Below are 23,261 nucleotides of genomic sequence, written 5' to 3'. Positions count from 1 at the left end.
GCCCGCGCGACATCGTCGTCGGCGCCCGGCCCGGCGCCCGGCCCGGGCCCCGCCGCGCCGCCGCCCGCCGCCGTGTCGAACGCCGCGGCCAGGGCGCGGGCCGTCGGGTAGCGGAAGAGGTCCACGAGCGACAGGCCGTCGCCCAGGACGGGCCGCAGCAGCGCCCGCGCGCGGACGGCCAGCAGCGAGTTGCCGCCCGCCTCGAAGAAGTTGTCCTCCACGCCGACGCGTTCGGCGCCCAGCGCCTCGGCGAGCGCCCGGGCGACCCGCCGCTCCCGGTCGTCGCGCGGCGGCTGGTAGCCGGCCGCCGGGCGGGGCCGCGGGTCGGGCAGCCGGGACCGGTCCACCTTGCCGTTGGGCGTCGTGGGCAGCGCGTCCAGCAGCACCACGTCGGCGGGCAGCATGGAGGCGGGGAGGGTACGGGCGGCGAAGGCCCGCAGCGCCTCCGCGGTCAGACCGGGAGCCTCGGGGGCCTGGCCGGGGGCTCCCGGGGCCGGGCCGGGCGCCTCCGGGGGCCGACCGTCCGGGGCCGGCGCGCCGCCGTCCGGGCCGGGGGCCTCCGGGGCGTGGCCGGAAGTCTCCGGGGCCTGGCCGGGGGCCTCCAGGGCGTGGCCGTCCTGGGCGGGCGCCCCGCCGTCCGGGCCAGGAGCCTCGGGGGCCTGGCCGGAAGTCTCCGGGGCTTGGTCGGGCGCCTCCGGGGTCCGGCCGTCCGGGGCGGGCGCCCCGCCCTGCGGGCTGGGCGCTTCCCCGGACGGTCCGGCGGCTTCGCCGTCCGCCCCGGCGGCCGTCCGGCCCGTACCGGCCACGGTGCCGCCCGTACCAGCGGCGGTCCCGCCCGCCCCGGCGGCCGCCCGCGCGGGCGGGCCGCTTCCCCGCGCGGGCACGCTGCCCTCCCGCGCGGGCAGGCCGCTCGCCCGCGCGGGCACGCAGTACGCCGTGATCCGGCTGTGCTCGTCCCGGCCGCGCACCGTCACGACGGCCTCGGCGACCCCCGGGTGGGCCCGCAGCGCGTTCTCCACCTCGCCCAGCTCGATCCGGTGCCCGAGCACCTTCACCTGGTGGTCGAGCCGGCCCAGGAACTCCAGCTCCCCGTCCGCGCGGCGGCGCACCAGGTCGCCCGTGCGGTACAGCCGCGCGCCCGGCTCGCCGGAGAACGGGTCGGGCACGAACCGCTCGGCGGTCAGCCCCGGCCGCCCCAGGTAGCCGCGCGCCACGCCCGGCCCGCCCAGCAGCAGTTCGCCGGGGACGCCCACCGGCGCGGGCCGCAGGTAGGCGTCGGCGACGTACGCCCGTACGCCCGGCAGCGGCCGGCCGATGGTCACCGGGCCCGGGCCGCCCACCGCAGCGGTGGTGGCCCACACGGTGGCCTCCGTGGGCCCGTACATGTTGTGCGCGCGGCCCGGCAGCAGCTCGCCCAGGCGCGCGGCCAGCGGGGCGGGCAGCGCCTCGCCGCCGACGAGCAGGCGGCGCAGGCCCGCGAGCCGGGGCGCGGCGTCCTCGTCCCGGGCCAGCGTCCCGGCCACCCCGGGCGTGCACTGGAGGTGCGTGACCCGGTGCCGCCGTAGCTGTTCGGCCAGCGGCTCGTCGGCGAGCGCGGCGCGCCGCCGCTGCTCGGTCAGGTCCCGCAGGTCCGCCAGGTGCTCCAGCGCGTCGAGCACCCGCTGGTGGGCGACGCCGAAGTCGATCAGGCAGGCGATCTCGTCCACGCCGGCCGCCGTGAGCCGGTCGAGCAGGCCCGTGCACGCCTCGGGCGTGCCCAGCAGCCCGGAGGTGTCGTAGAACCGGTCGAACGCGCGCGCCACGAGCTGGTCCAGCTCCGCCTCCGGCAGCGCGCGCGGGTCGGCACCCGGCCCGGCCGCGTCGCCGAGCCCGGCCAGCAGGTCGAAGGACGTCTTCAGGTACGCGCACAGCGGCTCGCGCACCAGCTCCCGCACGGCCTCGCCGTCCGTGCCGAGGAAGGTGTGCAGCATGAGCGTGACGTGCCCGTCGCCCGGGTGACCCGCCGCCCGCCAGGCCGCGCGGTAGCGGCGGATCTTCTCCGCGAGCTGGTCGGCGCCGTGCCCGAGCAGGTGGGTCAGCAGCCCGGCGCCGCACGCGCCGGCCGCCTCGAAGGTCTCCGGGCTGCGCGCGCTGGTCAGCCACACCGGCAGCTCGGGCTGTACGGGCGCGGGGTAGGTGCGCACCCGCGCCTCGGTCCCCGCGCCGGTGCGGCGGGTGACCGCCTCGCCGCGCCACAGCGCGCGCAGCTCGGCGAGCCCGTCCAGCATGGCCTTCTTGCGGTCGGCGTAGCGGTCGGGCGCCAGGCAGAAGTCGGCCGGCTGCCAGCCGGAGGCCACCGAGACGCCCACCCGGCCGCGCGAGAGGTGGTCCACGACCGCCCACTCCTCGGCGACCCGCAGCGGGTCGTGCAGCGGGAGCACCACGCTGCCGGCCCGGACGGCGACGCGCTCGGTGACGGCGGCGACGGCGGCGGCGGTGACGGCCGGGTTGGGGTACAGGCCGCCGAACTCGTGGAAGTGCCGCTCCGGGGTCCACACCGCGGTGAAGCCGTTGCGGTCGGCGAACCGCGCGCCCTCCATCAGCAGCCGGTAGGCGTCGTCGGGCGACCCGCCGCGGTCCCCGCCGAAGTAGAACAGGCTGAACTCCAGCGGCCGGGTGCGCGGTCGCGGCCGGGGGCCGGCCGGGGCCGGGAGGGAGGCCGCCGCCGACGGCTCGTCGGCGCGCAGCACGACCCGGTAGCCGCACGCGAGCGTCCACAGCAGTTCGAGTACGGAGATGTCGAACGACACGCTGGTGACGGCCAGCCAGGTGTCCGGGGGGTCGCCGTCCAGCAGCGCGTCCATGCCGCCGAGGAACGTCTGGAGGTTGCGGTGCGAGATCATCACACCCTTGGGCCGCCCCGTGGAGCCGGACGTGTAGACGACGTACGCGAGGTGGCCGGGCGACGGCCCGCGCGGGTCCGCGGTTTCCGAGGGCGTGTCCTCAGGGTCCTCAGGGTCCTCAGGGGCGTCCAGGACGACCGGCTCCGCGCCCGTACGGCCCGCGCGGCGGGCCAGTCCCGCGCGGGTCACCACCACCGGGGCCCGCGCGTCGGCGACCATGAACGCCAGCCGCCGCGCCGGGTACGCCGGGTCCAGCGGCAGGTACGCGCCGCCGGCCCGCAGCACCGCGAGCAGCGCCACCACCAGGTCGGGGGAGCGGTCCAGGTACACGCCGACCGGCACGTCCGGGCCCACGCCCCGCGCGCGCAGCCGCGCCGCCAGCGCGTCCGCCCGCGCGAGCAGTGCGCCGTAGGTCAGCGCCGGCGCGCCCGGCGCGGCGCCGACGACCGCCGGGGCGCCGGGCGTGCGCGCGGCCTGGCGGGCGATCAACTCGGGCATCAGCGCCTCCGCGGGCGCGTCGGCGGGCCCGTGGGCGTCGGCGAGGAAGCGGCGCGCCTGCGCGGGCGTGAGGACCGGCAGCGCGCCCACGGGCCGGTCCGGGTCGGCCACGGCGGCGGCCAGCAGCGTCCGGTACTGCTCGCAGAGGTCCCGGGCCGTACGGTCCTCGAACAGGTCGGTGCTGTACTCCAGCCGGCCCGTCAGCCGCCCCGCCGCGCGGACCAGGCTGAGCGTCAGGTCGAACTTGGCCGTGCCGGTGTCGCCCGGCTCCATCGCCACCTGGCAGCCGGTCAGCTCCAGGCCCCGCGCCGCCGCCTCGTGGTAGCTGAACAGCATCTGGAAGACGGGGTTGTGGGCCGGGTCGCGGCGGGGCCGCAGCTCCTCGACCAGCTTCTCGAACGGCAGGTCCTGGTGCGCCACCGCGGCCCGGCTCTCGTCCCGGGCCCGCGCCACCAGCTCGCGGAACGGCGGGTTGCCCGACACGTCGAGCCGCTGCACCACCGTGTTCGCGAAGAAGCCGATGAGCGGCCGCGCCTGAGGCCGGGTGCGGCCCGCCACCGGCGAGCCGACGATCACCTCGCCGTCCCCGGTGTAGGCGTGCGCCAGGGCGGCGAACGCGGCCAGCAGCACCGCGAACGGCGTCGCCGCCGTCTGGCGGGCCAGCTCCGCCACGCGCGTGGCGACGGCCTCCTCGACGGCGAACTCCACGTGCGCGCCCGCGTGGCTCTGCGCGGGCGGGCGCGGGCGGTCGGCGGGCAGCGAGCACAGCGCGGGCGCCCCGGCCAGCCGGCCGCGCCAGTAGCCGATCAGGTCCGCGGGCGGCCCGTCGGCCAGTTCGGCGGCCTGCCGCTCGGCGAAGTCCGCGTACTGCGCGGGCAGCGGCGCCAGGCCCGCCGGGGCACCGGTGGCCTCGGCCTCGTACAAGGCGGTGAGTTCGGCGGCCAGCACGTCCAGGGACCAGCCGTCGCAGGCTATGTGGTGCAGCGTCAGGCACAGCCGGTGGTCGGCGGGCGCCAGGCGCAGCAGCAGCGGCCGGAGCATCGGGTCCGCCGTCAGGTCGAACGGGCGCCGGGCCTCCTCCCGGCACCGCCGCCCGGCCTCGCCCTCCGGGTCGGCGTGCCCCGACACGTCCACCACGGGGACCGCCACCGGACCTGAAGGCCGTACGAACTGCCGGGGCTCGCCGTCCACCGGGCGGAAGACGGTGCGCAGCACGTGGTGCCGCCGTACGACACCGGCCAGGGCCCGCTCCAGGGCGGGCACGTCCAGCGGGCCGCGGATGCGGTAGGTCAGCGGCACCGCGTACACGGCGGCGACCGGGTCGAGCTGGTCGAGGAACCACAGCCGCCGCTGCGGGTACGACAGGGGGCGGCCCCGCCCGGCGAGGCGGCGCCGCAGCCGGTCGGCCAGCAGGGCGCGGCGCTCCTCGGGGGTGGCGGGCAGGGGCACGGCGTCCGCCCTGTCTGCGGTGTCTGCGGTGTCTGCGCTGTCTGCGGTGTGCGCCCTGTCTGCGGGCGCGGCGTCGGATACGGGCAGGGGTGTGGCGTCCGTCATCGTTCGACCTCGTCATCGGCCAGGTCGCGCAGCAGCGCGGCCACCTCGTCGTCGGACAGCTCGCCGATCCGGTCCAGCAGCCGCTGGTCGCCGTCGACGGGCGGGGCGGGGGGCGGCTCGGCGTTCGCCCGGTCCCGGGCGGCGTCCACGGCCGCCGCCAGGCGCGCCACGGTCGGCGCGCGCAGGAAGTCGCCGAGCGCCACGTCCACGCCGCAGTGCTCGGCCACCCGGGCCACGACCCGCATGGCGAGCAGGGAGTTGCCGCCGAGTGTGAAGAAGTCGTCGGTCACGCCGGGCGGCACCGCCGCGCCCAGCAGCTCGCCGACCAGCGCGGCCAGCTCCCGCTCGGTGTCCGTGCGCGGCGGCACCCCGCCGCCCCGGGGCGGCCCGGCCACCTCGGGCCCGGCCACCTCGGGGGAGGGCAGCGCGGCCCGGTCGACCTTGCCGCTCGGCGTCAGCGGCAGGGCGGGCAGGACGACGTACGCGGCGGGCAGCAGGTGCGGCGGCAGACCGGCGGCCAGGAACTCGCGCAGCTCCTCGGCCCCCACGTCCCCGCCGCCCGGCGCGCCGATCCCTCCGCGCGCCGTCTCAGTCCCTTCAGCCCCGTCGGCCCTGTACGCCCCGTCGGTTCCGTCCGTCGTGTCCGGGCCGTCCGCCGCGTGTGCGGCCTGCTCCGCGCGTGCGGCCTCGGCGGCCCGTCCGGGGTCACCGTCGGCCCGTACGGGCTCTTCCGCGCCTACCCCGTCCCCGGCCCGTGCGGCGTCGCCGCACCCGGCCCGTACGCCCCCGTCCGGCCCGGCCGCCGCGGCCCCCGGTGCGGTCGGCGGGATCGTGGGGATCGGTGCGGCCGGTGGGACCGAGGGGACCGGTGCGGCCGGCGGGACCGGTGCGGCCGGTGCCGCCGGGACCACGTACGCCACCAGGCGGCGCCCCGACGGCGCGTCGTCCACCACCACCGCCGCCTGCCGCACGCGCGGGTGGGCGGTCAGCGCCGCCTCCACCTCGCCCGGCTCCACCCGGAAGCCGCGGATCTTGACCTGCTGGTCGGCCCGGCCCAGGAACTCCAGCTCCCCGTCCGGCCGCCGCCGCACCAGGTCGCCCGTGCGGTACAGCCGCGCGCCCGGCTCGCCGGAGTACGGGTCGGGCACGAACCGCTCGGCGGTCGGCCCCGGCCGCCGCGCGTACCCGCGCGCCACGCCGAGGCCGCCCAGGTACAGCTCGCCGGGCACGCCGCGCGGCACCGGCCGCAGGTGCGCGTCGAGCACGTACGCCGCGGTGTTGGCCACCGGGCGGCCGATGGGCACCGAGGCGGCGTCCGGCGGCAGCGCGTCGACCAGGTGCCAGGTGCCCATGACGGTGCCCTCGGTGGGCCCGTAGCAGTTGAGCACCCGCGCGGGCCGGCGGCCCGGGTCGCGCGCCAGCAGCCGCCGGACCCGGCCGGTGTCGAGCACGTCGCCGCCCAGCAGCAGGTTCGTCAGGCCGTCGAAGGTGTCGGGGTGGGCGGACATCACCTCGGTGAACAGGGCGGAGGTCAGCAGCAGGCTGGTGGCGCCCCGCGCGCGCAGCGCCCGGCCGAGCGCGCCCGGGGCCAGCAGCTCGTCGGGGCCGACGAGGCACAGCGCGCCGCCGTTGGCCAGCGCGCCCCACAGCTCGTAGGTCAGCGCGTCGAAGGACGGGTCGGAGACCTGGGCGATCCGGTCGTGCGGGCCGAACTCGGCGAAGTCGGTGCCGCACACCAGCCGCACCACCGACCGGTGCTCGACCAGCACGCCCTTGGGCCGGCCGGTCGACCCGGAGGTGAACAGCACGTAGGCGAGGCTCTCGGGCACGGCCACCGGCGGCGGCGCGGTGGCGGGCAGGTCCGCCGCGTCCTCCAGCGCCAGCACGCGCGCGGCGCCGTCCGGCAGCCGGTCGCGCAGGCCCGCGCGGGTGAGCACCACGCGCGCGCCGGTGTCCGCGAGCATCGCCGACAGCCGCGCGGCCGGGTAGCCGGGGTCCAGCGGCACGTACCCGCCGCCCGCCACGACCACCCCCAGCAGCGCGGTCACCAGGTCCTCGCCGCGCTCCAGCAGCACGCCCACGGGCGCGTCGCGGCCCACGCCGTGCGCGCGCAGCAGGTGCGCCACCCGGTTCGCGCGCGCGGCGAGACCGGCGTACGTCACGGTGTGGCCGGCGGTCACCACGGCGGGCGCGTCCGGGCGGGCGGCGGCGTGCCCGGCGAACAGCTCCGGCAGCGTCCGCTCGCGCGGGAAGGGCGTCACCACCCCGCGCGCGGCGCGCAGTTCGGCGGCGTGCTCGGCCTCGGACAGCAGCGGCAGCCGGTCGTAGGGCACCTCGGGCGCGTCGAGCGCGGCGCCGAGCAGCGCCAGGTAGTGCCCGGCCATACGGCGGGCGGTGTCCGCGTCGAACAGGTCGGTGGCGTACTCCCACAGCAGCGTGACCGGCTCCCGCGCGTCGGCGCGGGCGTCACCGTCCGAGGCGCCGCCGGGCGCGGCGGCGTGCCCGGCGCGCTGCTCGGCGCGCGGGATGACCACCACGTTGAGGTCGGTCTTGGCGCTGCCGTTGTGCCGCTCCAGGACGGTGCCGCGGATGCCGGCGAAGTCCACCTCGGGCACCTGCGCGTCGTGGAAGCTGAACATCACCTGGAACAGCGGGTTGCGGGACGGGTCGCGCGGCAGCGCCAGCGCGTCCACCAGGCGGTCCAGGGGCACGTCCTGCCACTCGTGGGCGCGCGCGGCGGTGTGGTGCGCCCGGCCGCACAGCGCGGCGAAGTCCGGCGCGCCCGACAGGTCCACGCGCAGCGGCAGCGTGTTGACCACCATGCCCAGCATCCGCTCGGTCTCCGCCAGCCGCCGGTTGGCCACGCCGCTGCCGATCACCAGGTCCCGCTGGCCGCTGTAGCGGGACAGCAGCGCGGCGAACCCGGCCAGCATGGCCGCGAACAGCGTCACCCCGCGCGCCCTGGCGTACGCGCGTAAGGAGCGGCACAGCGCGGGCGGCACCTCGATCCGCAGGCAGGCGCCCGCGAAGCTCTGCGCGGCCGGCCGGGGCCGGTCGGTGGGCAGGTCCAGCGCGGCGGGCGGGTCGGCCAGCTCGGCCGTCCAGTGCGCCAGGTAGGCGTCCAGCACCTCGCCGCGCAGCCACTCCCGCTGCCACACCGCGAAGTCGGCGTAGGAGACCGGCGGCTCCGGCAGCGGGCACGGCCGGCCGGCCGCGTACGCCTCGTACAGCGCCTGGAGCTCCCGCAGGAACACGGCGAACGACCAGCCGTCGTGCACCATGTGGTGCTCCACGTGCACCAGCGTGTGGTCGTCCGCGGCATGCCGGATCAGCGCCCAGCGGGCCGGCGGCGGCGCGCCCAGGTCGAAGGGCGCGCGGATGGTCTCCCGCACGATCTCCTCGGCGCGCCCCTCCCGGCGGGCGGCCGGCACCTCGGACAGGTCGGTCAGCGGCAGCGGCACGTCCATCGGCTCCCGCGGGAACTGCGCCGGGCGGCCGCCGGCGTCCCGGAACGCGGTGCGCAGCACCGGGTGGCGGCGCACGACCGCGGTGAGGGCCGCCCGCAGCACGGCCGGGTCCAGCGGGCCGCGCAGCCGCAGCGTGGCCTGCGCGTTGTAGGCCAGTCCGCCGGGCGCGAGGCGCTCCAGGAACCACACCCGCTCCTGCGGGAACGACAGCGGATAGCCCTCTCCGTCGTCCCGCGCGGGCGCGCGGCGGATGGGCGGCACGGTCACGCCCAGCGGGCCGGCGGCGGGCGCCGTGTCCAGCAGCCGGGCCATCGCCGTCACGGTCCGCGCCTCGTAGATCCGGCCCAGTGGCAGCTCGCGGCCCAGCTCGGCGCGCACCCGCGCGGCCAGCCGGCCGGCCAGCAGCGAATGGCCGCCCAACGCGAAGAAGTCGGCGTCGGCGCCGACCTCGTCCGCGTCCAGCAGGTCGGCCAGCAGCCCCGCCAGCGCCCACTCGGTGGGCGTGCGCGGCGGCGCGCCGCCGGCCCGTACGCCGCAGCGGCCGGGCGTGGGCAGCCGGGCCCGGTCGACCTTGCCGCTCGGCGTCAGCGGCATCCGCGCCAGCGGCACCACGACCGCGGGCACCAGGTGGCCGGGCAGCAGCCCGGCCAGGTGCGCGCGCAGGGCGGTGCCGTCCAGGGCGTCGGGCCCGGCCCGGCCGGTGACGTAGCCGATCAGCTCGGGGCCCGCGACGCCGTCCCGGGCGACCACCACGGCGTCGGTGACGGCCGGGTGCGCGGCCAGGTGGTGGGCGACCTCGTCGGGCTCGACGCGGATGCCGCGGATCTTCACCTGGTAGTCCAGGCGGCCCAGGAACTCCAGGCTGCCGTCCGGGTGCCGCACCACCCGGTCCCCCGTCCGGTACAGCCGGGCGCCGGGCTCGTACGGCCCGTCCACGGCCCGCGCGGGCTGAGCGCTGCCGTCCCGCGCGGGCGGGTTGCCGGCGTCCCGCGCGTGCGGGGCGTGCGGTCCGCCGCCTTCCCGCGCGTGCGCGCTTCCGCGGACCGGCCCGTCCGCGGACCCCGCGGGCCCCCCGCCGAGCCGTGCGTCCAGCACCTCGGTGAGCCGCCTCCGGCGCCGTCGGCCGGGCCCCGGCTCGGGCCCCGGCTCCGGCCCCGGTCCCGTAACCGGCTCCGGCTCCGGTCCCGGCTCCGGTCCCGGGGCGGGCCTCGGCTCCGGCCCCGGGTCCGGCACGAACCGCTCGGCCGTCAGCCGCGGGCGCCCCAGGTAGCCGCGGGCCAGCCCCGGCCCGCCGACGGCCAGTTCGCCCGGCACGCCGTCCGGCACCGGCCGGGCCCGGTCGTCCAGCACGACGGCGCGGGCGCCCGGCACCGGCCTGCCGATCAGCGGCTTGCCGCCGCCGGGCGCCAGCTCGGCGACGGTGGCCCACACGGTGGTCTCGGTCGGCCCGTACGCGTTGAACACCCGCCGGCCCGGCAGCCACTCCTCGGCCAGCCGCTCCGGCAGCGCCTCGCCCGCGCACACCAGCACCGCGAGGTCCGGCAGCCGGGCGGGCGGCAGCGTGGCCAGCACCGAGGGCGGCAGCGTGACGTGGGTGATCCGCAGGCCGCGCAGGGCGTCCGCGAGGCCGGGGCCCGGCGCCAGGTCGTCGCGGGGCGCGAGCACCAGCGTGGCGCCGGCGGCCAGCGCCATGGCCGTCTCGAACACCGACGCGTCGAAGCCGGCGGGCGCGAACTGCAGCACGCGCGCGTCGGCGGTCACGCCGAAGACCCGATCCTGGGCCCGTACGAGCTGGGCCAGGCCGCGGTGGGTGAGCGCCACGCCCTTGGGGCGGCCGGTGGAGCCGGAGGTGTAGATCACGTAGGCCAGGTGGCCGGGGTGGACGGGCCGGAGCGGCGGCGCGGTCCCGGGCGGCCCGTCCGGCTCGTCCCGCTCCTCCAGGCCCGGCAGACCGAGGGTGCGCACGCCTGCCAGGTGGCCGCCGCGGGCCAGCCGGGACGCGGTGACCGGGTCGGCGAGCAGCGTGCCGAGACCGGAGTCCGCGATCATGTGCCCCAGCCGGGCGACCGGGTAGGAGGGGTCGAGCGGCAGCCACGCGGCCCCGGCGCGCAGCACGCCCAGGACCGCCGCCGGCCAGTCGAGCGACGGCCGGGCCGCGACGCCCACCACGTCGTCCGGGCCGACGCCCGCGCGGGCGAGCCGGTCCGCCAGGGCGGCCGACCGGTCGGCCAGCTGCCCGTACGACAGCCGCCGGCCGCGGAACTCGATCGCGGTCGCCTCCGGCGCCGCGCCGGCTCGGCGGTCGAAGATCTCGCCGAAGAGGGGGATGGTCTCAGTCATGTCGCGCTTTCCCTGCTCTCTCCCCGCCGCTGCGCGGGCCGCGCGCCGGTGTCCTTGACCGGCCGGCCGGACCGGCCGCGCCGGGGGTTCTCCCTGACGCCGTGGCCCGGTGATGTCCGTGGCTGCGGAGGTCTTCCGTGATGGTGCTTTCCGGTGCCGCGATCCCCCCGCCTGCCCGGTGCCGTGATCCGCCGCGCAATTCTTCGACGCGGTGATCCGCCCCCCTTCCCGTCGTGGTCCCGGCGCCCGCGGCCCGCCGCGCCGTACGCCCGAAAGCGGGCCGGCGGCGGGGCGGCCCGAGGCGGGAGCCCGGGGGCGGAAACACCGGAAAGGAAAAGCGGCCGGAAATCAGCCGGACCCGGCCCGGCCCGGCGGATCGAAAACCCACCGGGCGCGTTCCGGAGTGTCGATGACGAGCCGTGCGGACGGGCCGAACCGGTATTCGGCCGGTGCCGCCGGCCCGGCCGACCCGGGCGTCAGCGACACCTCGATCTCGGTGATCCGCTCTCCGGCCGCGCCCGGCCCGGCGCCCCGTCCGGTACCGCCGGTACCGCCAACGCCGCCGGAACCGCCGGTACCGCCACCGCCGCCGGAACCGCCGGTACCGCCGACGCCACCGGAACCGTCGGAACCGCCACTGCCGCCGGTGCCGTCGACACCGTCGGCGCCGGAGAGGATGTCCAGGCGGATTCTCAGCCCGGGCCCGCGCAGTTCCCGGATTCCGGTCGACACCCCGTGCGCGGCCCGGTCGGCCGCGCGGAACCCGAAGACCGACAGCGCGTCGGCGAGATGGCGGGCGCGCCGCGGGCCGACGGCCAGCGTCACCCCCGTGATGTCGCGCATCATCTTCGTGCCGTCGTACGGCTCGCCCAGCGCCGCGGCGAGGTAGTCGCGCCGCCGCAGCCGGCCGTCGGGAGCGGGCCGGGCGCCGATGGCGCGGAAGTACTCCGGCACCACCTCGTTGAAGAACAGCAGCAGCGGGCTGCCCTCGCCCAGGTCGATGTCGATCATCCTGTACCACGGCCGCCGCTCGCCGGTGCCCCTCTCGGTGCGGCGCACCAGGTCATGGCGGTAGGTGCCGTGGCCGGAGGCGTCCAGCAGCGCCCGTGCGGCGAGCGAGGAGCCCGGCTCCTCGAAGGTGAACACCAGGCCGCCGACCAGCGGCGAGGCGGCGGGCAGCGCGGCGCCGAAGAACTCGATCAGCGTGTGCTCGCCGGCCACGCCGAGCGTGGCGTACGGGCCCGCGACCGAACTGTCGGCCTGTTTCCGCCGGATCCGGCCGAAGCGCTCCGCGACGAAACCGCTGGCCGACACCTCGCGGTGCCCGTCCTCGTCCAGCAGGACCATGACGTGGTCGATACGGGGAACCGGCACTTTCAGACGTGCCGCGGGTTCGGTCGTCACGCGCCACTCCGCTTCCGAATAGGTCGTCCGGACAGGTCCTCCGGATTTCTTTTCACCGGTCAGAAGTCTGGCGCCGGCCGGACCGTGCGGCGTATCGGGAGAATCCCTGGGCGTCCCGTACACCGCCCCTGTATGGCCCCCTGTATTCCGTCCCTGTACCGGGATTTCCGTCCTTGACACCGCGAACCAAGCGGGGAAACGATCGAATTCACGCTCAACGCAACTGGGGGTGCCGTGCGCATGGAAGTCCCTGACAGCGGCCCGGCCGTGGCCGACGGCCGGCGCCGCGCCACGGCGTACCGCGCGCACGCCGGCGGCCGGCCGACGCCGGTGCACCGGGCCGCGGTGCTGGCGGGCACCGGCAGCCACCTGCCGTCCCGCGTGGTGCCGAACGCGGAGATCGCCGCCGCGTCCGGCAGCTCCGACGCCTGGATCCGGTCGCGTACGGGCATCGAGCGGCGGTACGTCGCCGAGCCCGGCACGGCAACCTCCGACCTGGCCGTCGGCGCCGCCGAGCGGGCGCTGAAGGCGGCCGGCGAGTCGGCCGTGGACGCCGTGGTGGTGGCCACCACCACGCCCGACCGGCCCTGCCCGGCGACGGCCCCGGTGGTGGCCGCCCGGCTCGGCCTGACCGGCGCGGCCGCGTACGACGTCGCCGCGGTGTGCACCGGGTTCGTCTACGGTCTGGCGACCGCCGCCGGGCTGATCGCCGCCGGCGTCGCCGACCGGGCCCTGGTCATCGGCGCCGACACCTTCTCCAGCGTCCTGGACCCGACCGACCGGTCCACGGCCGCGCTGTTCGGCGACGGCGCGGGCGCGGTGGTGCTGCGCGCCGGGCGGACGTACGAGCCGGGCGCGGTGGGCCCGTTCGACCTCGGCAGCGACGGCGAGGGCCACGACCTGATCACCGTACGGGCCGGCGGGTCGGGGCAGCGGCTGTCCGGCCGGGCCGCCGAACCCGGCGACCACTACTTCACCATGGCGGGCAAGCAGGTGTTCTGGCACGCGGTGCGGCGCATGGCCGCCTCCTCGCGCGCCGTGCTGGCCCGCGCGGGCTGGGCCCGGGAGGACGTGGACGTGCTCGTCGGCCACCAGGCCAACCAGCGGATCCTGCACCGGCTCGCCGACGAACTCGGCATCCCGCGCGAGCGCTGCTTCAGCAACATCGCCGAGGTCGGCAACACCGCCGCCGCCTCCATCCCGCTGGCCCTGGACCACGCGTGCGCCGCGGGCGCGCTGCGCTCCGGCGACCGGGTCCTGCTCACCGCTTTCGGCGGCGGCTTCACCTGGGGCTCGTCGGTCCTGACCTGGCCCTGACCGCCCCGCACGCCCACCTTTGCTCACCGACCTCACGAGAGGGACCCGCGATGCCCGAGACCCCCGCAGCGCCCGCCATGTACGACAAGCTGGCCGACCTGCTCGTCACCCACTTCAAGGTCGAGCGCGCCGAGATCCGGCCCGACGTCACCTTCGAGGACCTGGAGATGGACTCCCTCTTCCTGGTCGAACTGCTGCTGGTGGTGCAGAAGGAACTCGGCGTCCAGGTCGCCGAGGACGCCGCCACGCCCCGCGACACCATCGGCCGGGCGGCCGAGATCATCGGGGAGCAGGCCGCCGCCGCGGCGTCGTCATGACCGCGCCCGGCGTCGCCGTCACCGGCCTCGGCCTGGTGACCGCCGCGGGCATCGGCGTGGCGGAGACCTGGCGCGGCGTGTGCGCGGGCCGCTCTCCGGCCCGCCGCCAGCCGTCGCTGGCCGGACTGCCGGTGGACATCGCCTGTACGGTGCCGGACTTCGACCCCGCCGCGCTGGCCGGCCGGCGCAGCCCGCTGACCCACGACCGGTTCAGCCAGTTCGCGGTGGCCGCGGCCCGGGAGGCGGTGGCCGACGCGGGCCTGGACCCGGTGACCTGGGACGGCGCGCGCGTCGGCGTCGTCGTCGGCTGCGGCCTCGGCGGCGTCGCCACCTGGGAGCGGCAGCACGACGTCCTGCGGTCCGAGGGCCCGGACGCGGTGTCCGCGCTGCTGATCCCGCTGCTCGTACCCAACATGGCGGCCGGCCACCTGGCCATGGACCTGCGCGCCACCGGCCCCAACCTCGTCACGGCCACCGCCTGCGCGTCCGGCGCGACCGCCGTCGGCGCCGCGCTGGACCTGCTGCGCGCGGGCCGGTGCGACGTGGTCGTCGCGGGCGGCACCGAGGCGGGCGTCGTGCCGCTGATCGTCACCGGCTTCGCGCGCATGGGCGCCCTGTCCCGGCGGCTGGCCGAACCGGCCGCCGCCTCCCGCCCGTTCGACGCGGACCGGGACGGCTTCGTCATCGGCGAGGGCGGCGGCGCGCTGGTCCTGGAGCGCGAGGCCGACGCGCGGGCCCGCGGCGCGCGCGTACGGGCCCGGCTGGCCGGCTACGGCGCCTCGGCCGACGCCCACCACATGACCGCACCCGACCCGCACGGCGCCGGCGTCCTGCGCGCCCTGCGCGCCGCCCTGGCCGACGCGCGCGTAACCCCCGACGAGGTCGACCACGTCAACGCGCACGGCACCTCCACCCCCCTGAACGACGCCGCCGAGGCCCGCGCCCTGCGCACCCTGCTGGGCACCAAGGCGGCGGTCACCTCCACCAAGGGCGTCACCGGCCACACCCTGGGCGCGGCGGGCGCCATCGAGGCGGCCCTGACCGTCCTGGCCGTGGAGCGCCATACGGTGCCGCCCACGGCCAACCTGGTCCGCCCGGACCCGGAGGTGGACCTGGACCTGGTGACCGGGTCCGCCCGTCCGCACCGCGTCGAGGTCGCCGTCAGCGACTCCTTCGGCTTCGGCGGCCAGAACGCGGTGCTGGTCTTCACCGCGGCCTGACAGTGAGCCTCTTTCATCCTGTGCTGCTGGGGTTGAAGAGGCTGGTCAGACCTTCCGCCCCGCCACGGCCAGGTCGGCCAGCCGCCGCCGGTACCGCCCGTGGACACGGCCGGACGCCGTACCGCAGCAGGGGCACACCGCCTCCCGGCCCGCAGCCCGCGCCGCGACGGCCACCGCATCCTCGTCGACCACCACCGACTCCACCACGACCGATGCCAGGTGGGAGAAGGCCCTGCCCAGCCCGCTGCACTCACACGAACGGGTTAACGATCCAATGGGCGTAACGCTACGTCACGAGACCACAAGAAGTGGTCAGAGCCGCTTGTCATGACCGCAATCACAGGCCACCGGCACCGCCCGGACGGCTGACGAAGCGGCCGAGGCCCCCGGTCCTCAGCCCGCTGCCGCTGCGCCTTCGGCCCTCGACCGGATGTGGAGGCCGCGTAAAGGTTGGGGGAGGTGTCACCGGACGTCCCCGGTACGAAGGCTTGGTGCAGACCGATTCCACTCGTGCCACCTGCGTAGCGGCTCGACTACACTCCGGCCAGTGAATGCCGAATCCACCCTCGTGTCGTTGTGCCCACCAGTTCCCGCGCCGGAGCGGGTGATTGTCCCACTGATGACGACTACGGCAACACCTGCCAGGACGGCGCCAGCGCCTGCGACTCGTTCGTGAACGATCCGGCCTGACAGTCTCGGAGGAAGATTCCCACCCGTTTCCGGCCTATGGCAGCTCCGATGGCGGTGGGCGGCCGGGCTGGCGGCCTGGCACACCGCTGGAGCAAGCGGGTCGTCCAGGGAATCCCCGGACGATGCAGTGACTAGTTCTTAGGCTAGAAGCCAGAAAGGAATTACTCTGTGGCCGACGTGGCGACCGAGTCCGACCGTGTCGATGAGCTGCGAGAGCAGTTGGTCGACAAGTTGCATGAGCTGGAAGCTCTCCGCACCGAAGCGGTCGAACGAGCTATCCGTGCTGTCCCCCGGCACCTCTTCCTGCCGGAGGAGTCGGTGGAGGACGCGTACGCTGCCCAACGCGCTTTGGTGACCAAGAGGGACGAGCACGGGATCGCGCTCAGCTCGGTCAGCGCGGCCCGCATCCAGGCCTTCATGCTGGAGCAGGCCGAGATCCGGCCGGGGATGCGTGTGCTGGAAGTCGGTTCCGGTGGCCTGAACGCCGCCTATCTGGCGGAGTTGGCGGGAGAGTCCGGTGAGGTGACGACGGTCGACATCGACCCTGACGTCACAGCCCGCGCCGAGCGGCTGCTGGGTGACACCGGTTACTCGCGAGTTCGCGTCGTGCTCGCCGATGCGGAAGAGGGCGTCGCCGCGCATGCCCCCTTCGACAGGATTCTGATCACGGTCGGGACCTGGGACATCCCGCCGGCGTGGGTCGAGCAGTTGTCCGACGGCGGAAGGCTCGTGGTGCCGCTGCGGATGCGGGGCCTGACTCGCTCGGTTGTCTTCCAGCGTGAAGAAGGCCGCCTGGTGTCCCGAGGGTGTGAAGTCTGCGGATTCGTGCCGATGCAGGGTGCCGGGGCGCATCAGGAGCAGTTGCTGCTGGTGAACGGTACGGCGGAGATCGGTCTGCGGTTCGATGACGGGCTGCCCGCCGAGCCGGGTCTGCTGGACAACGCAGTACGTACCCCGCGGGCGGAGACCTGGACGGGAGTGATCGTCGGGCGCTGGGAGTCGTACGAAATGCTCCAGCTGTATCTCGCCACGGTGCTGCCGGACTTCTGCATCATGGCCGTTGATCCTGATCTCGACACCGGGCTCGTCTCCCCGCGCCACAAGGGGTTCGCCATGGCCGCCGTCGACAAGGCCAACTTCGCGTATGTGACCACGCGCCGTACACCCGACGACAAGTCGGCCGAGTTCGGGGTCCACGCCTTCGGGCCTGATGGTCCTGCGTTCGCCGAGACGGTGGCCGATCACGTGCGTGCATGGGACCGGGAACAGCGGGGCGGGCCTGGTCCTGAGATCAGTGTCTACCCCGCCGCGACCCCCGATGATCAACTGCCCGAGCTATCCATCGGGCGAGTCATCAACAAGGTTCACTGCCGGGTCGTGCTCTCCTGGCCCACGGCTGCGCCTGCCGCCGAGAACTAGGGCGTCCTGCACTACTCCACCGAGTAAGGAGAACGATCGGATGAGCGACATACGTCTTTCGGGCGGCAGCACGATGTCAGCCGAATGGCCGGACCTCGACAGCGACGATGAGTTCGCCTTGGACGTGCGGGTCGTCGTGGCTGCGCACCCGAACAGCAAGCTCCAGTGCAACACGGATGACAACTGCGGCGCCACCTGCGAGAACGGCGCCAGCGCCTGCGACTCGTTCGTGGACGATCCGGCCTGACGGATTCCTCTGCTGCTGGTGTGCCTTGGCGGCCTGCCCGCTCGGCACACCAGCAGCACCCGTGGGCCGGTGTGCTGAGGGAGGGACCCTGTGGTACAGCGATCATCAGTCAGCTACCGAGGGCAGGGCGGCGCCATACTGCGTGCCACCACGGCTCCAGGGGCATTGGATGTGCCCCGCGGCCTCGATCTGTCCGGCGAGAGCGTGGTTGTCGGAGGACGCGCGTGGCTGGCCGAGGTATGGCAGCGTGAAGAGATCCGCGAAGCTCTGAGTGCCGCCAGCCCCGACTTGTGCCGCCGGATCGACGACATCGTGGCGAGGAGCCGTCCCGATCCGCGGCGGGTGCGCCGGGCCGTGCTCTCCCTCGCCTTCTACCTGCTGCGCTGGCAGCAGCGCCCCACTCCCTTCGGCTTGTTCGCCGGCGTCGCCCCGGTGCGGATCGGGCCCGAGGGACAGGTGTCGTGGGGCGGCAAGCACCACACGGCGGCGCGGGCCGACGCGGACTGGCTCGCCGACATCGTCGCCCGCCTTGAGCGGTGTCCGGAACTGCTGGAGCGGTTGCTGGTCGTCGCGAACGATGTCGGGCAGATACGAGGTGACCGGTACGTCGTGCCGGGACCACCGGCAGATGGGCGCGGACACCGGCTGGCCCCGGTCGAGGTGTCGGTGCGCCACACCCGGCCGGTCGCCGTCGCACTTGACGCCGCCCGAGCCCCTGTCCGGTACGGCGCACTTCGCACAGAGCTCGGCGACCGGTTCCCCACTGCCACCGCAGAAATGATCGACAGCCTGCTCGGCGGCTTGATGGCCCAGAACGTCCTGATCACCAGCCTGCGGGCCCCGATGACCTGCCTCGACGCGCTCGGTCACGTCTGTGCCCAACTGGACGCCGCCGAAGCCCAGAGCATTCCCGGCCTCGCGGACCTTGTGCGCCAGTTGTACGCGATACGCGACGAACTCACCCCGCGCAGCCCCCTCTCTCCGTCTCCGGCCTGGGCTGGGGCGGCCGGGCGAATGAGAGCACTCAGCGACGTTGCGCCGGTCCCGCTGGTCGTCGACACTGCCCTGGACTGCGACGTTCAGATCCCCGATGCGGTGGCCCGGGAAGCCCGGGAGGCCGTGGGTGTCCTGTCCCGCCTGTCGCCGTTCCCGTTCGGTTATCCGCAGTGGCGCGACTACCACAGCCGGTTCCGGGCGCGGTACGGGGTCGGTGCGGTGGTGCCCGTCCTGGATCTGGTGTCCGACAGCGGACTCGGCTTACCGGCCGGCTACCTCGGCTCCGCGCACAGGCGCGCCCCACGCGAGCTGACCGAGCGCGACGAAAAGCTCCTGGCCCTGATCCAGCAGGCCGCGCTCGACGGCCAGGACGAGATCGTTCTGACCGAGCCGGTGATCGCCGAGCTGGCAGGTGGCGCGGACATCATCCCGGTGCCGCGCGCGGAGGTGTCCGTCGAGATCCACGCCGCCTCTGCGGACGCCCTGGCGCGCGGAGCATTCCGTCTGGTGGTGACCGGGACACCGAGGCCGGGCAGCAGTATGGCCGGGCGGTTCGCAACCGCACCGCCCCCGACCGGCTGTGGACCGACGACGGCTCCGGCCACGCCACCGGCGCCGGCCGCTCCCGCATCTGGCCCTCCAACGCCACAGCCGACATCGCGCTGGTCGGCAGCACCGACTCCCGCGTGATCGCCTACAGCAGCGTCAACGTCCTGCCCGGCCAGCAGCCGGGGNTGATCGCCTACAGCAGCGTCAACGTCCTGCCCGGCCAGCAGCCGGGGTGGTTCCGCGCGGCGGGCACCAGCGTGGCCGCACCACTGCTCGCCGGGATCACCGCGCTGGCCGCCCAGCAGGCCGGACACCACCTCGGCCCGCTCGCCCCCAGGCTCGCCCGAATCGAACCGGGCACCCACGGCACCTACGACCTCGACCGAGGGTGCAACAGCGCCAACGGCGTGACCGGCGTCTGCGCGGTCCCCGGCCACGACGATGCCTCCGGAGTCGGAACCGTACGGAACGCCGTCACCTTCACCCGCACCCTCGCCGGACGCTGAACCACCCCACTGGGCCGGGCCAGCCAGGCTGCCGGCCGGGCCCGGCCCTGGCGCGCGGAGAGGCTGAAGAACTTCGAGTCCCTGGTCGCCGACTCCGGCAGCCTGACGACTTCGGCGTCCTGAGTTCACGGCGTCGGCACCCCCACTACTCGCCGGAGACACGCCCCCTTGTCCCCGTCCCGTTCAGTGACGCCTCCACCAACCCGGGCACCGGCTCCGCCGCCGCGCCGCCCCCCGGCCCGGCCGCCGCCGGCGCCGCCGCTTCCGGTCCGGCCTCCTCCCGCGCGTACCCGCTGCGCCCCACGTCCTCCGGCGCCGGCAGCGGCTGGTGGGGGTCGAGGCGGACGCCGCCCTCGCTGAGCGTGTCGTCCAGCGTGCGCCACAGCCAGCGGGCCAGGTAGTCGGTCAGATCGCCGCGGCTCAGGCCCGCCGGCTGCTCCAGCCAGCGGCCGACGGCGGCCTCCACGAAGCCGACCAGGCCGAAGGCCAGGGGCTCGGAGGTGCGCGGGTCGAGCTCGAAGGCGACGAGGTAGTCGGCGAACAGCCGCGCGGTGTGCTCGCCGATGGCCGTGCGCAGGTCGGTGATCGCGTCGGACTCGCCGGAGGTGCCGGTGAGGGAGTGCCGGATGACGTAGCGGTAGAGGTTGCGGTGGTCGGCCAGCCAGCTCACGTACGTGCCGATGGCCGTGCCGAGCATCTCCAGCGGCGAGCCCTCGGGGTTCCACACCGGGCCCAGCTCGGCCGTCAGCTGCTCCACGGCGCGCTGGGCGATCGCGCGGTACAGGTCGTCGGCGCCGGAGAAGTGCTTGTAGAGCCGGGGCCGGGCCACGCCGGCGTACGCGGCGATCTGCTCGGTGGACACCTCGGGCCCGATAGCCGTGATGGCGGCCAGGGCCGCGTCCACGAACTCCGCCCGCCGCCGCTCGTGCTGCCCGGCCCAGCGGGTGGCTCTGCCGTCCGCGCCGCTGGAACTGTTTCGCGAGGCCATGGGTGAAGTCTAGCGAATAGGGGGTACGCGAATGTACGCTCTAGTTAGCGGGTACGTCGGTGTACCCCCTAAAGTGGCCGGGCACCGAGCCCGGCCGCACCGACCAGCCGAGTACCGAGCCGAGTCCCATCCCGGAGGTGTCGACGATGACCAGCGTGGCAGTGGACGTCCAGCGCGGCAGCACGGACGAGGACGTGTCAAGGCGCCTCCTCGCCTCGGCGGCGACCCTGTCGTACGACCCGTTGGTGGAGGTCGACTGGGACGCGCCGCTCCCGGAGGACGCCTACGGACTCAACCCCGAGTGGAGCACGCTGTACGGCACCCGGCTGTGGGACGAGACGACCGAGGCGCAGCGGGTCACGCTCACCCGGCACGAGGTCTGTTCGATCATGTGCACGGGCATCTGGTTCGAGATGATCCTCCAGCAGATGGTGCTGCGCGACCAGTACGTCAAGAACCCGGCGAACGCCGAGTTCCAGTTCGCGCTCACCGAGATCGCCGACGAGTGCCGCCACTCGATCATGTTCGCCCGCGCGTGCGAGAAGATGGGCGTGCCGGCGTACTTCCCCGACCGTCTCAGCATCGAGCTGGGCCGCGGCTTCAAGGCGCTGGCCGCGGCCGAGACCGCCTACGGCGGCATCCTCGTGGCCGAGGAGGTGCTGGACGTGATGCAGCGCGACTGGATGCGCGGTGAGAACGTGCTGCACATCGTGCGCTCCACCAGCAAGATCCACGTGGTGGAGGAGTCGCGGCACATGAAGTTCGCCCGCCAGGAGATCCGCGAGCGGATGGCCGGCATCAGCGCGGCCCGCCGCCACATCAGCAGTATCGCGATCGCCTCGGGCGCGTACTTCATCCTGCGGAACATCGTGAACAAGGGCGTGTACGCCGCGGCCGGCCTGGACACCGAGCGGGCCGTCGAAGAGGCGCGCGACAACGCGCACTACCAGTCGATGCTCCGCTCCAGCTGCTCCCACCTGATGGAGTTCCTGAACGACGCCGGGCTGCTGACCCGGCCGGCGATGGCGATCTACAGGCGCGTCCACATGCTCTGAGGCCCAGCCGCCGCTCCCGCACTTCTCGCTCTCGTCCGCCGCCGACCGGCAGCCGCACCACGAGGAACGTCAACGGCCATGGCCTACGCGATCACCCAGACCTGCTGCAACGACGCCTCGTGCGTGTCCGTCTGCCCGGTCAACTGCATCCACCCGACCCCGGACGACCCGGACTTCGGCACCACCGACCTGCTCTACATCGACCCCAAGGCGTGCATCGACTGCGGCGCCTGCGTGGACGCCTGCCCGGTCGACGCGATCTTCCCCGTCGACCGGCTGCGCGGCTCCGACACCGTCTACGCCGAGCTGAACCGCCAGTACTACGACACGCGCGAGGGCGACAACGCGTGGGGCGCGCCGCACTTCCCGCAGGCCGTGCCCGACGGGTCCGAGGACCTGCGGATCGCCGTCGTGGGCACCGGGCCCGCCGCCTCGTACACCGCGCAGGCGCTGCTGCGCGCCACCGGCGCCTCGGTCACGATGATCGACCGGCTGCCGGTGCCCGGCGGCCTGGTGCGCTTCGGCGTGGCCCCGGACCACACCTCGACCAAGCGGATCGGGGACAGCTTCGCCGGCCTGTTCCGGCACCCGCGGGTGCGCGTGCACATGAACGTCGAGGCGGGCAAGCACGTCACGGCCGCCGAGATCGCCGCCCACCACCACGCCGTGGTGTACGCGGTGGGCGCCGCGACCGACCGGGCCCTGGGCATCCCCGGCGAGGACCTGCCCGGCAGCCTGCCGGCCACCGCCTTCGTCGGCTGGTACAACGCGCACCCCGGCATGGCGGCCACCGCCGTGGACCTGTCCGCCGAGCGCGCGGTCGTCGTCGGCAACGGCAACGTCGCCCTCGACGTGGCGCGCATCCTGGTCTCCGACCCCGAGCGGCTTGCCGCCACCGACATCGCCGACCACGCGCTGGCCGCGCTGCGCGACAGCGGCGTGCGCGAGGTGGTGCTGCTCGGGCGGCGCGGCCCGGACCAGGCGGCGTTCACCGGGCCGGAGTTCCTGGCCCTGACCCACCTGCCGGGCGTGGAGGTCGTCGTGGACGACGCCGACCCGCACACCCGCGCGGCCCTCGCCGCCGCCCGCCCCGGGTCCACGGCCGCGCTGCTGCGCGGCGTGCCCGCCCGGGGCGTGGACCTCGCGGCCGCCCCGGCCCCCGGCAAGCGGATCGTCTTCCGCTTCTTCACCGCCCCCACGCAGGTCATCGGCGACGGCCGGGTCGAGGCGCTGCGCGTCGCCGGCACCCGGCCGGCGGCCGGCGCCGCGGACGGCCCGGTGACCGTGGAGCGCACCGGCGCCGAGGAGACCGTCGCGGCCGGCCTGCTCGTACGGTCCATCGGCTACCGCAGCAGCCCCGTGCCCGGCCTGCCGTTCGACGCCGCCCGCGCCACCGTGCCGCACCGCGGCGGGCGGGTGGTGGACCCGGCCACCGGCGAGCCGCTGGCCGGGACGTACGTGGTCGGCTGGATCAAGCGCGGCCCCTCCGGCGGCATCGGTACGAACCGGACGTGCGCCGCCGAGACCGTGGACGCCCTGCTGGCCGACGCCGCCGCGGGCCGCCTGCCGCGGCCGGTGGGCACGGCCCGGGAGTTCGCCCGGCTGGTGCGCCGCCGCAGGCCGAGCGCCATCGGGCGGCGGCAGGTGCTGGCGATCGACCAGGCCGAGCGGCGGCTCGGCGAGCGGGCCGGGCGGCTGCGGGTGAAGTTCGCGACCGTACCGGAGCTGCTGCGGGCCACCCGGCGGCCCGGCCCGCGCTGAGGCCCGGCCCGGCGGTGACGTACGGCCCGGCCCGCGGCGGCCGGGCGGGCG

Annotated in this window: 13 protein-coding genes; 8 read left to right on the top strand and 5 right to left on the bottom strand. The window is 75.8% G+C overall.

Features of this window, described 5'->3' with window-relative positions:
• The 3 genes from RKE29_RS13635 to RKE29_RS13625 all read right to left on the bottom strand — a co-directional run.
• Positions 1–4,934, bottom strand: a 4,934-nt coding sequence (locus RKE29_RS13635) for a MupA/Atu3671 family FMN-dependent luciferase-like monooxygenase (protein WP_312005478.1), incomplete at its 3' end; no start/stop codon positions are given.
• On the bottom strand, positions 4,931–10,741 hold the full coding sequence (locus tag RKE29_RS13630) for a non-ribosomal peptide synthetase (protein WP_312005477.1): 5,811 nt from the start codon (positions 10,739–10,741) through the stop codon (positions 4,931–4,933). The genes RKE29_RS13635 and RKE29_RS13630, both read right to left, overlap by 4 nt.
• Before the next feature lie 348 nt (positions 10,742–11,089).
• Positions 11,090–12,145, bottom strand: a complete 1,056-nt coding sequence (locus RKE29_RS13625; RefSeq protein WP_312005476.1) for a DUF5829 family protein — start codon at positions 12,143–12,145, stop codon at positions 11,090–11,092.
• A gap of 330 nt (positions 12,146–12,475) precedes the next feature.
• Between RKE29_RS13625 and RKE29_RS13620 the strand changes: the two genes are divergently transcribed.
• Genes RKE29_RS13620 through RKE29_RS13610 form a run of 3 tightly spaced genes read left to right on the top strand, consistent with a single transcriptional unit; the run spans position 12,476 to position 14,999 of the window.
• Complete coding sequence (locus tag RKE29_RS13620) at positions 12,476–13,462, top strand: beta-ketoacyl-ACP synthase III (protein ID WP_312005480.1); 987 nt, start codon at positions 12,476–12,478, stop codon at positions 13,460–13,462.
• A 50-nt stretch (positions 13,463–13,512) separates the two neighbouring features.
• The gene (locus RKE29_RS13615) at positions 13,513–13,779 is read left to right on the top strand and encodes an acyl carrier protein (RefSeq protein WP_312005475.1); all 267 of its coding nucleotides are present in this window, start codon (positions 13,513–13,515) and stop codon (positions 13,777–13,779) included.
• The gene (locus tag RKE29_RS13610) at positions 13,776–14,999 is read left to right on the top strand and encodes a beta-ketoacyl-[acyl-carrier-protein] synthase family protein (RefSeq protein ID WP_312005474.1); all 1,224 of its coding nucleotides are present in this window, start codon (positions 13,776–13,778) and stop codon (positions 14,997–14,999) included. The genes RKE29_RS13615 and RKE29_RS13610 overlap by 4 nt, the downstream gene beginning before the upstream one ends.
• 45 nt (positions 15,000–15,044) lie before the next feature.
• Here the strand turns inward: RKE29_RS13610 and RKE29_RS13605 are convergent, their stop codons facing one another.
• Positions 15,045–15,191, bottom strand: coding sequence for a transposase family protein (locus tag RKE29_RS13605; protein WP_312005473.1), 147 nt, complete (start codon positions 15,189–15,191; stop codon positions 15,045–15,047).
• Positions 15,192–15,857: 666 nt separating this feature from the next.
• Between RKE29_RS13605 and fxlM the strand changes: the two genes are divergently transcribed.
• The 3 genes from fxlM (at position 15,858) to RKE29_RS13590 (ending at position 19,041) form a co-directional block, all read left to right on the top strand.
• The gene (gene fxlM, locus RKE29_RS13600; protein WP_312005472.1) at positions 15,858–17,108 is read left to right on the top strand and encodes a methyltransferase, FxLD system; all 1,251 of its coding nucleotides are present in this window, start codon (positions 15,858–15,860) and stop codon (positions 17,106–17,108) included.
• A 73-nt stretch (positions 17,109–17,181) separates the two neighbouring features.
• On the top strand, positions 17,182–17,355 hold the full coding sequence (locus RKE29_RS13595) for an FxLD family lanthipeptide (RefSeq protein WP_312005479.1): 174 nt from the start codon (positions 17,182–17,184) through the stop codon (positions 17,353–17,355).
• Positions 17,356–17,526: 171 nt separating this feature from the next.
• Positions 17,527–19,041: a lantibiotic dehydratase family protein gene (locus tag RKE29_RS13590; protein WP_312005471.1), complete on the top strand. Its 1,515-nt coding sequence runs from the start codon at positions 17,527–17,529 to the stop codon at positions 19,039–19,041.
• A 510-nt stretch (positions 19,042–19,551) separates the two neighbouring features.
• Here RKE29_RS13590 and RKE29_RS13585 read toward each other — a convergent pair.
• Positions 19,552–20,394 (bottom strand): TetR/AcrR family transcriptional regulator, encoded by an 843-nt coding sequence (locus RKE29_RS13585; protein ID WP_312005470.1) that lies wholly within the window; start codon positions 20,392–20,394, stop codon positions 19,552–19,554.
• 146 nt (positions 20,395–20,540) lie between these two features.
• Between RKE29_RS13585 and RKE29_RS13580 the strand changes: the two genes are divergently transcribed.
• On the top strand, positions 20,541–21,449 hold the full coding sequence (locus RKE29_RS13580; RefSeq protein ID WP_312005469.1) for a diiron oxygenase: 909 nt from the start codon (positions 20,541–20,543) through the stop codon (positions 21,447–21,449).
• 78 nt (positions 21,450–21,527) lie between these two features.
• A complete protein-coding gene (locus tag RKE29_RS13575; protein ID WP_312005468.1) occupies positions 21,528–23,210 on the top strand; it encodes an FAD-dependent oxidoreductase in 1,683 nt (560 codons plus the stop codon).
• The last annotated feature ends 51 nt before the right edge of the window (positions 23,211–23,261 follow it).

Source organism: Streptomyces sp. B1866, assembly GCF_031932565.1.
In the GTDB taxonomy this organism is placed as follows: domain Bacteria; phylum Actinomycetota; class Actinomycetes; order Streptomycetales; family Streptomycetaceae; genus Streptomyces.
Note: the sequence above shows the minus strand (reverse complement) of the source record. Positions and strands in the feature narration are given on the sequence as shown.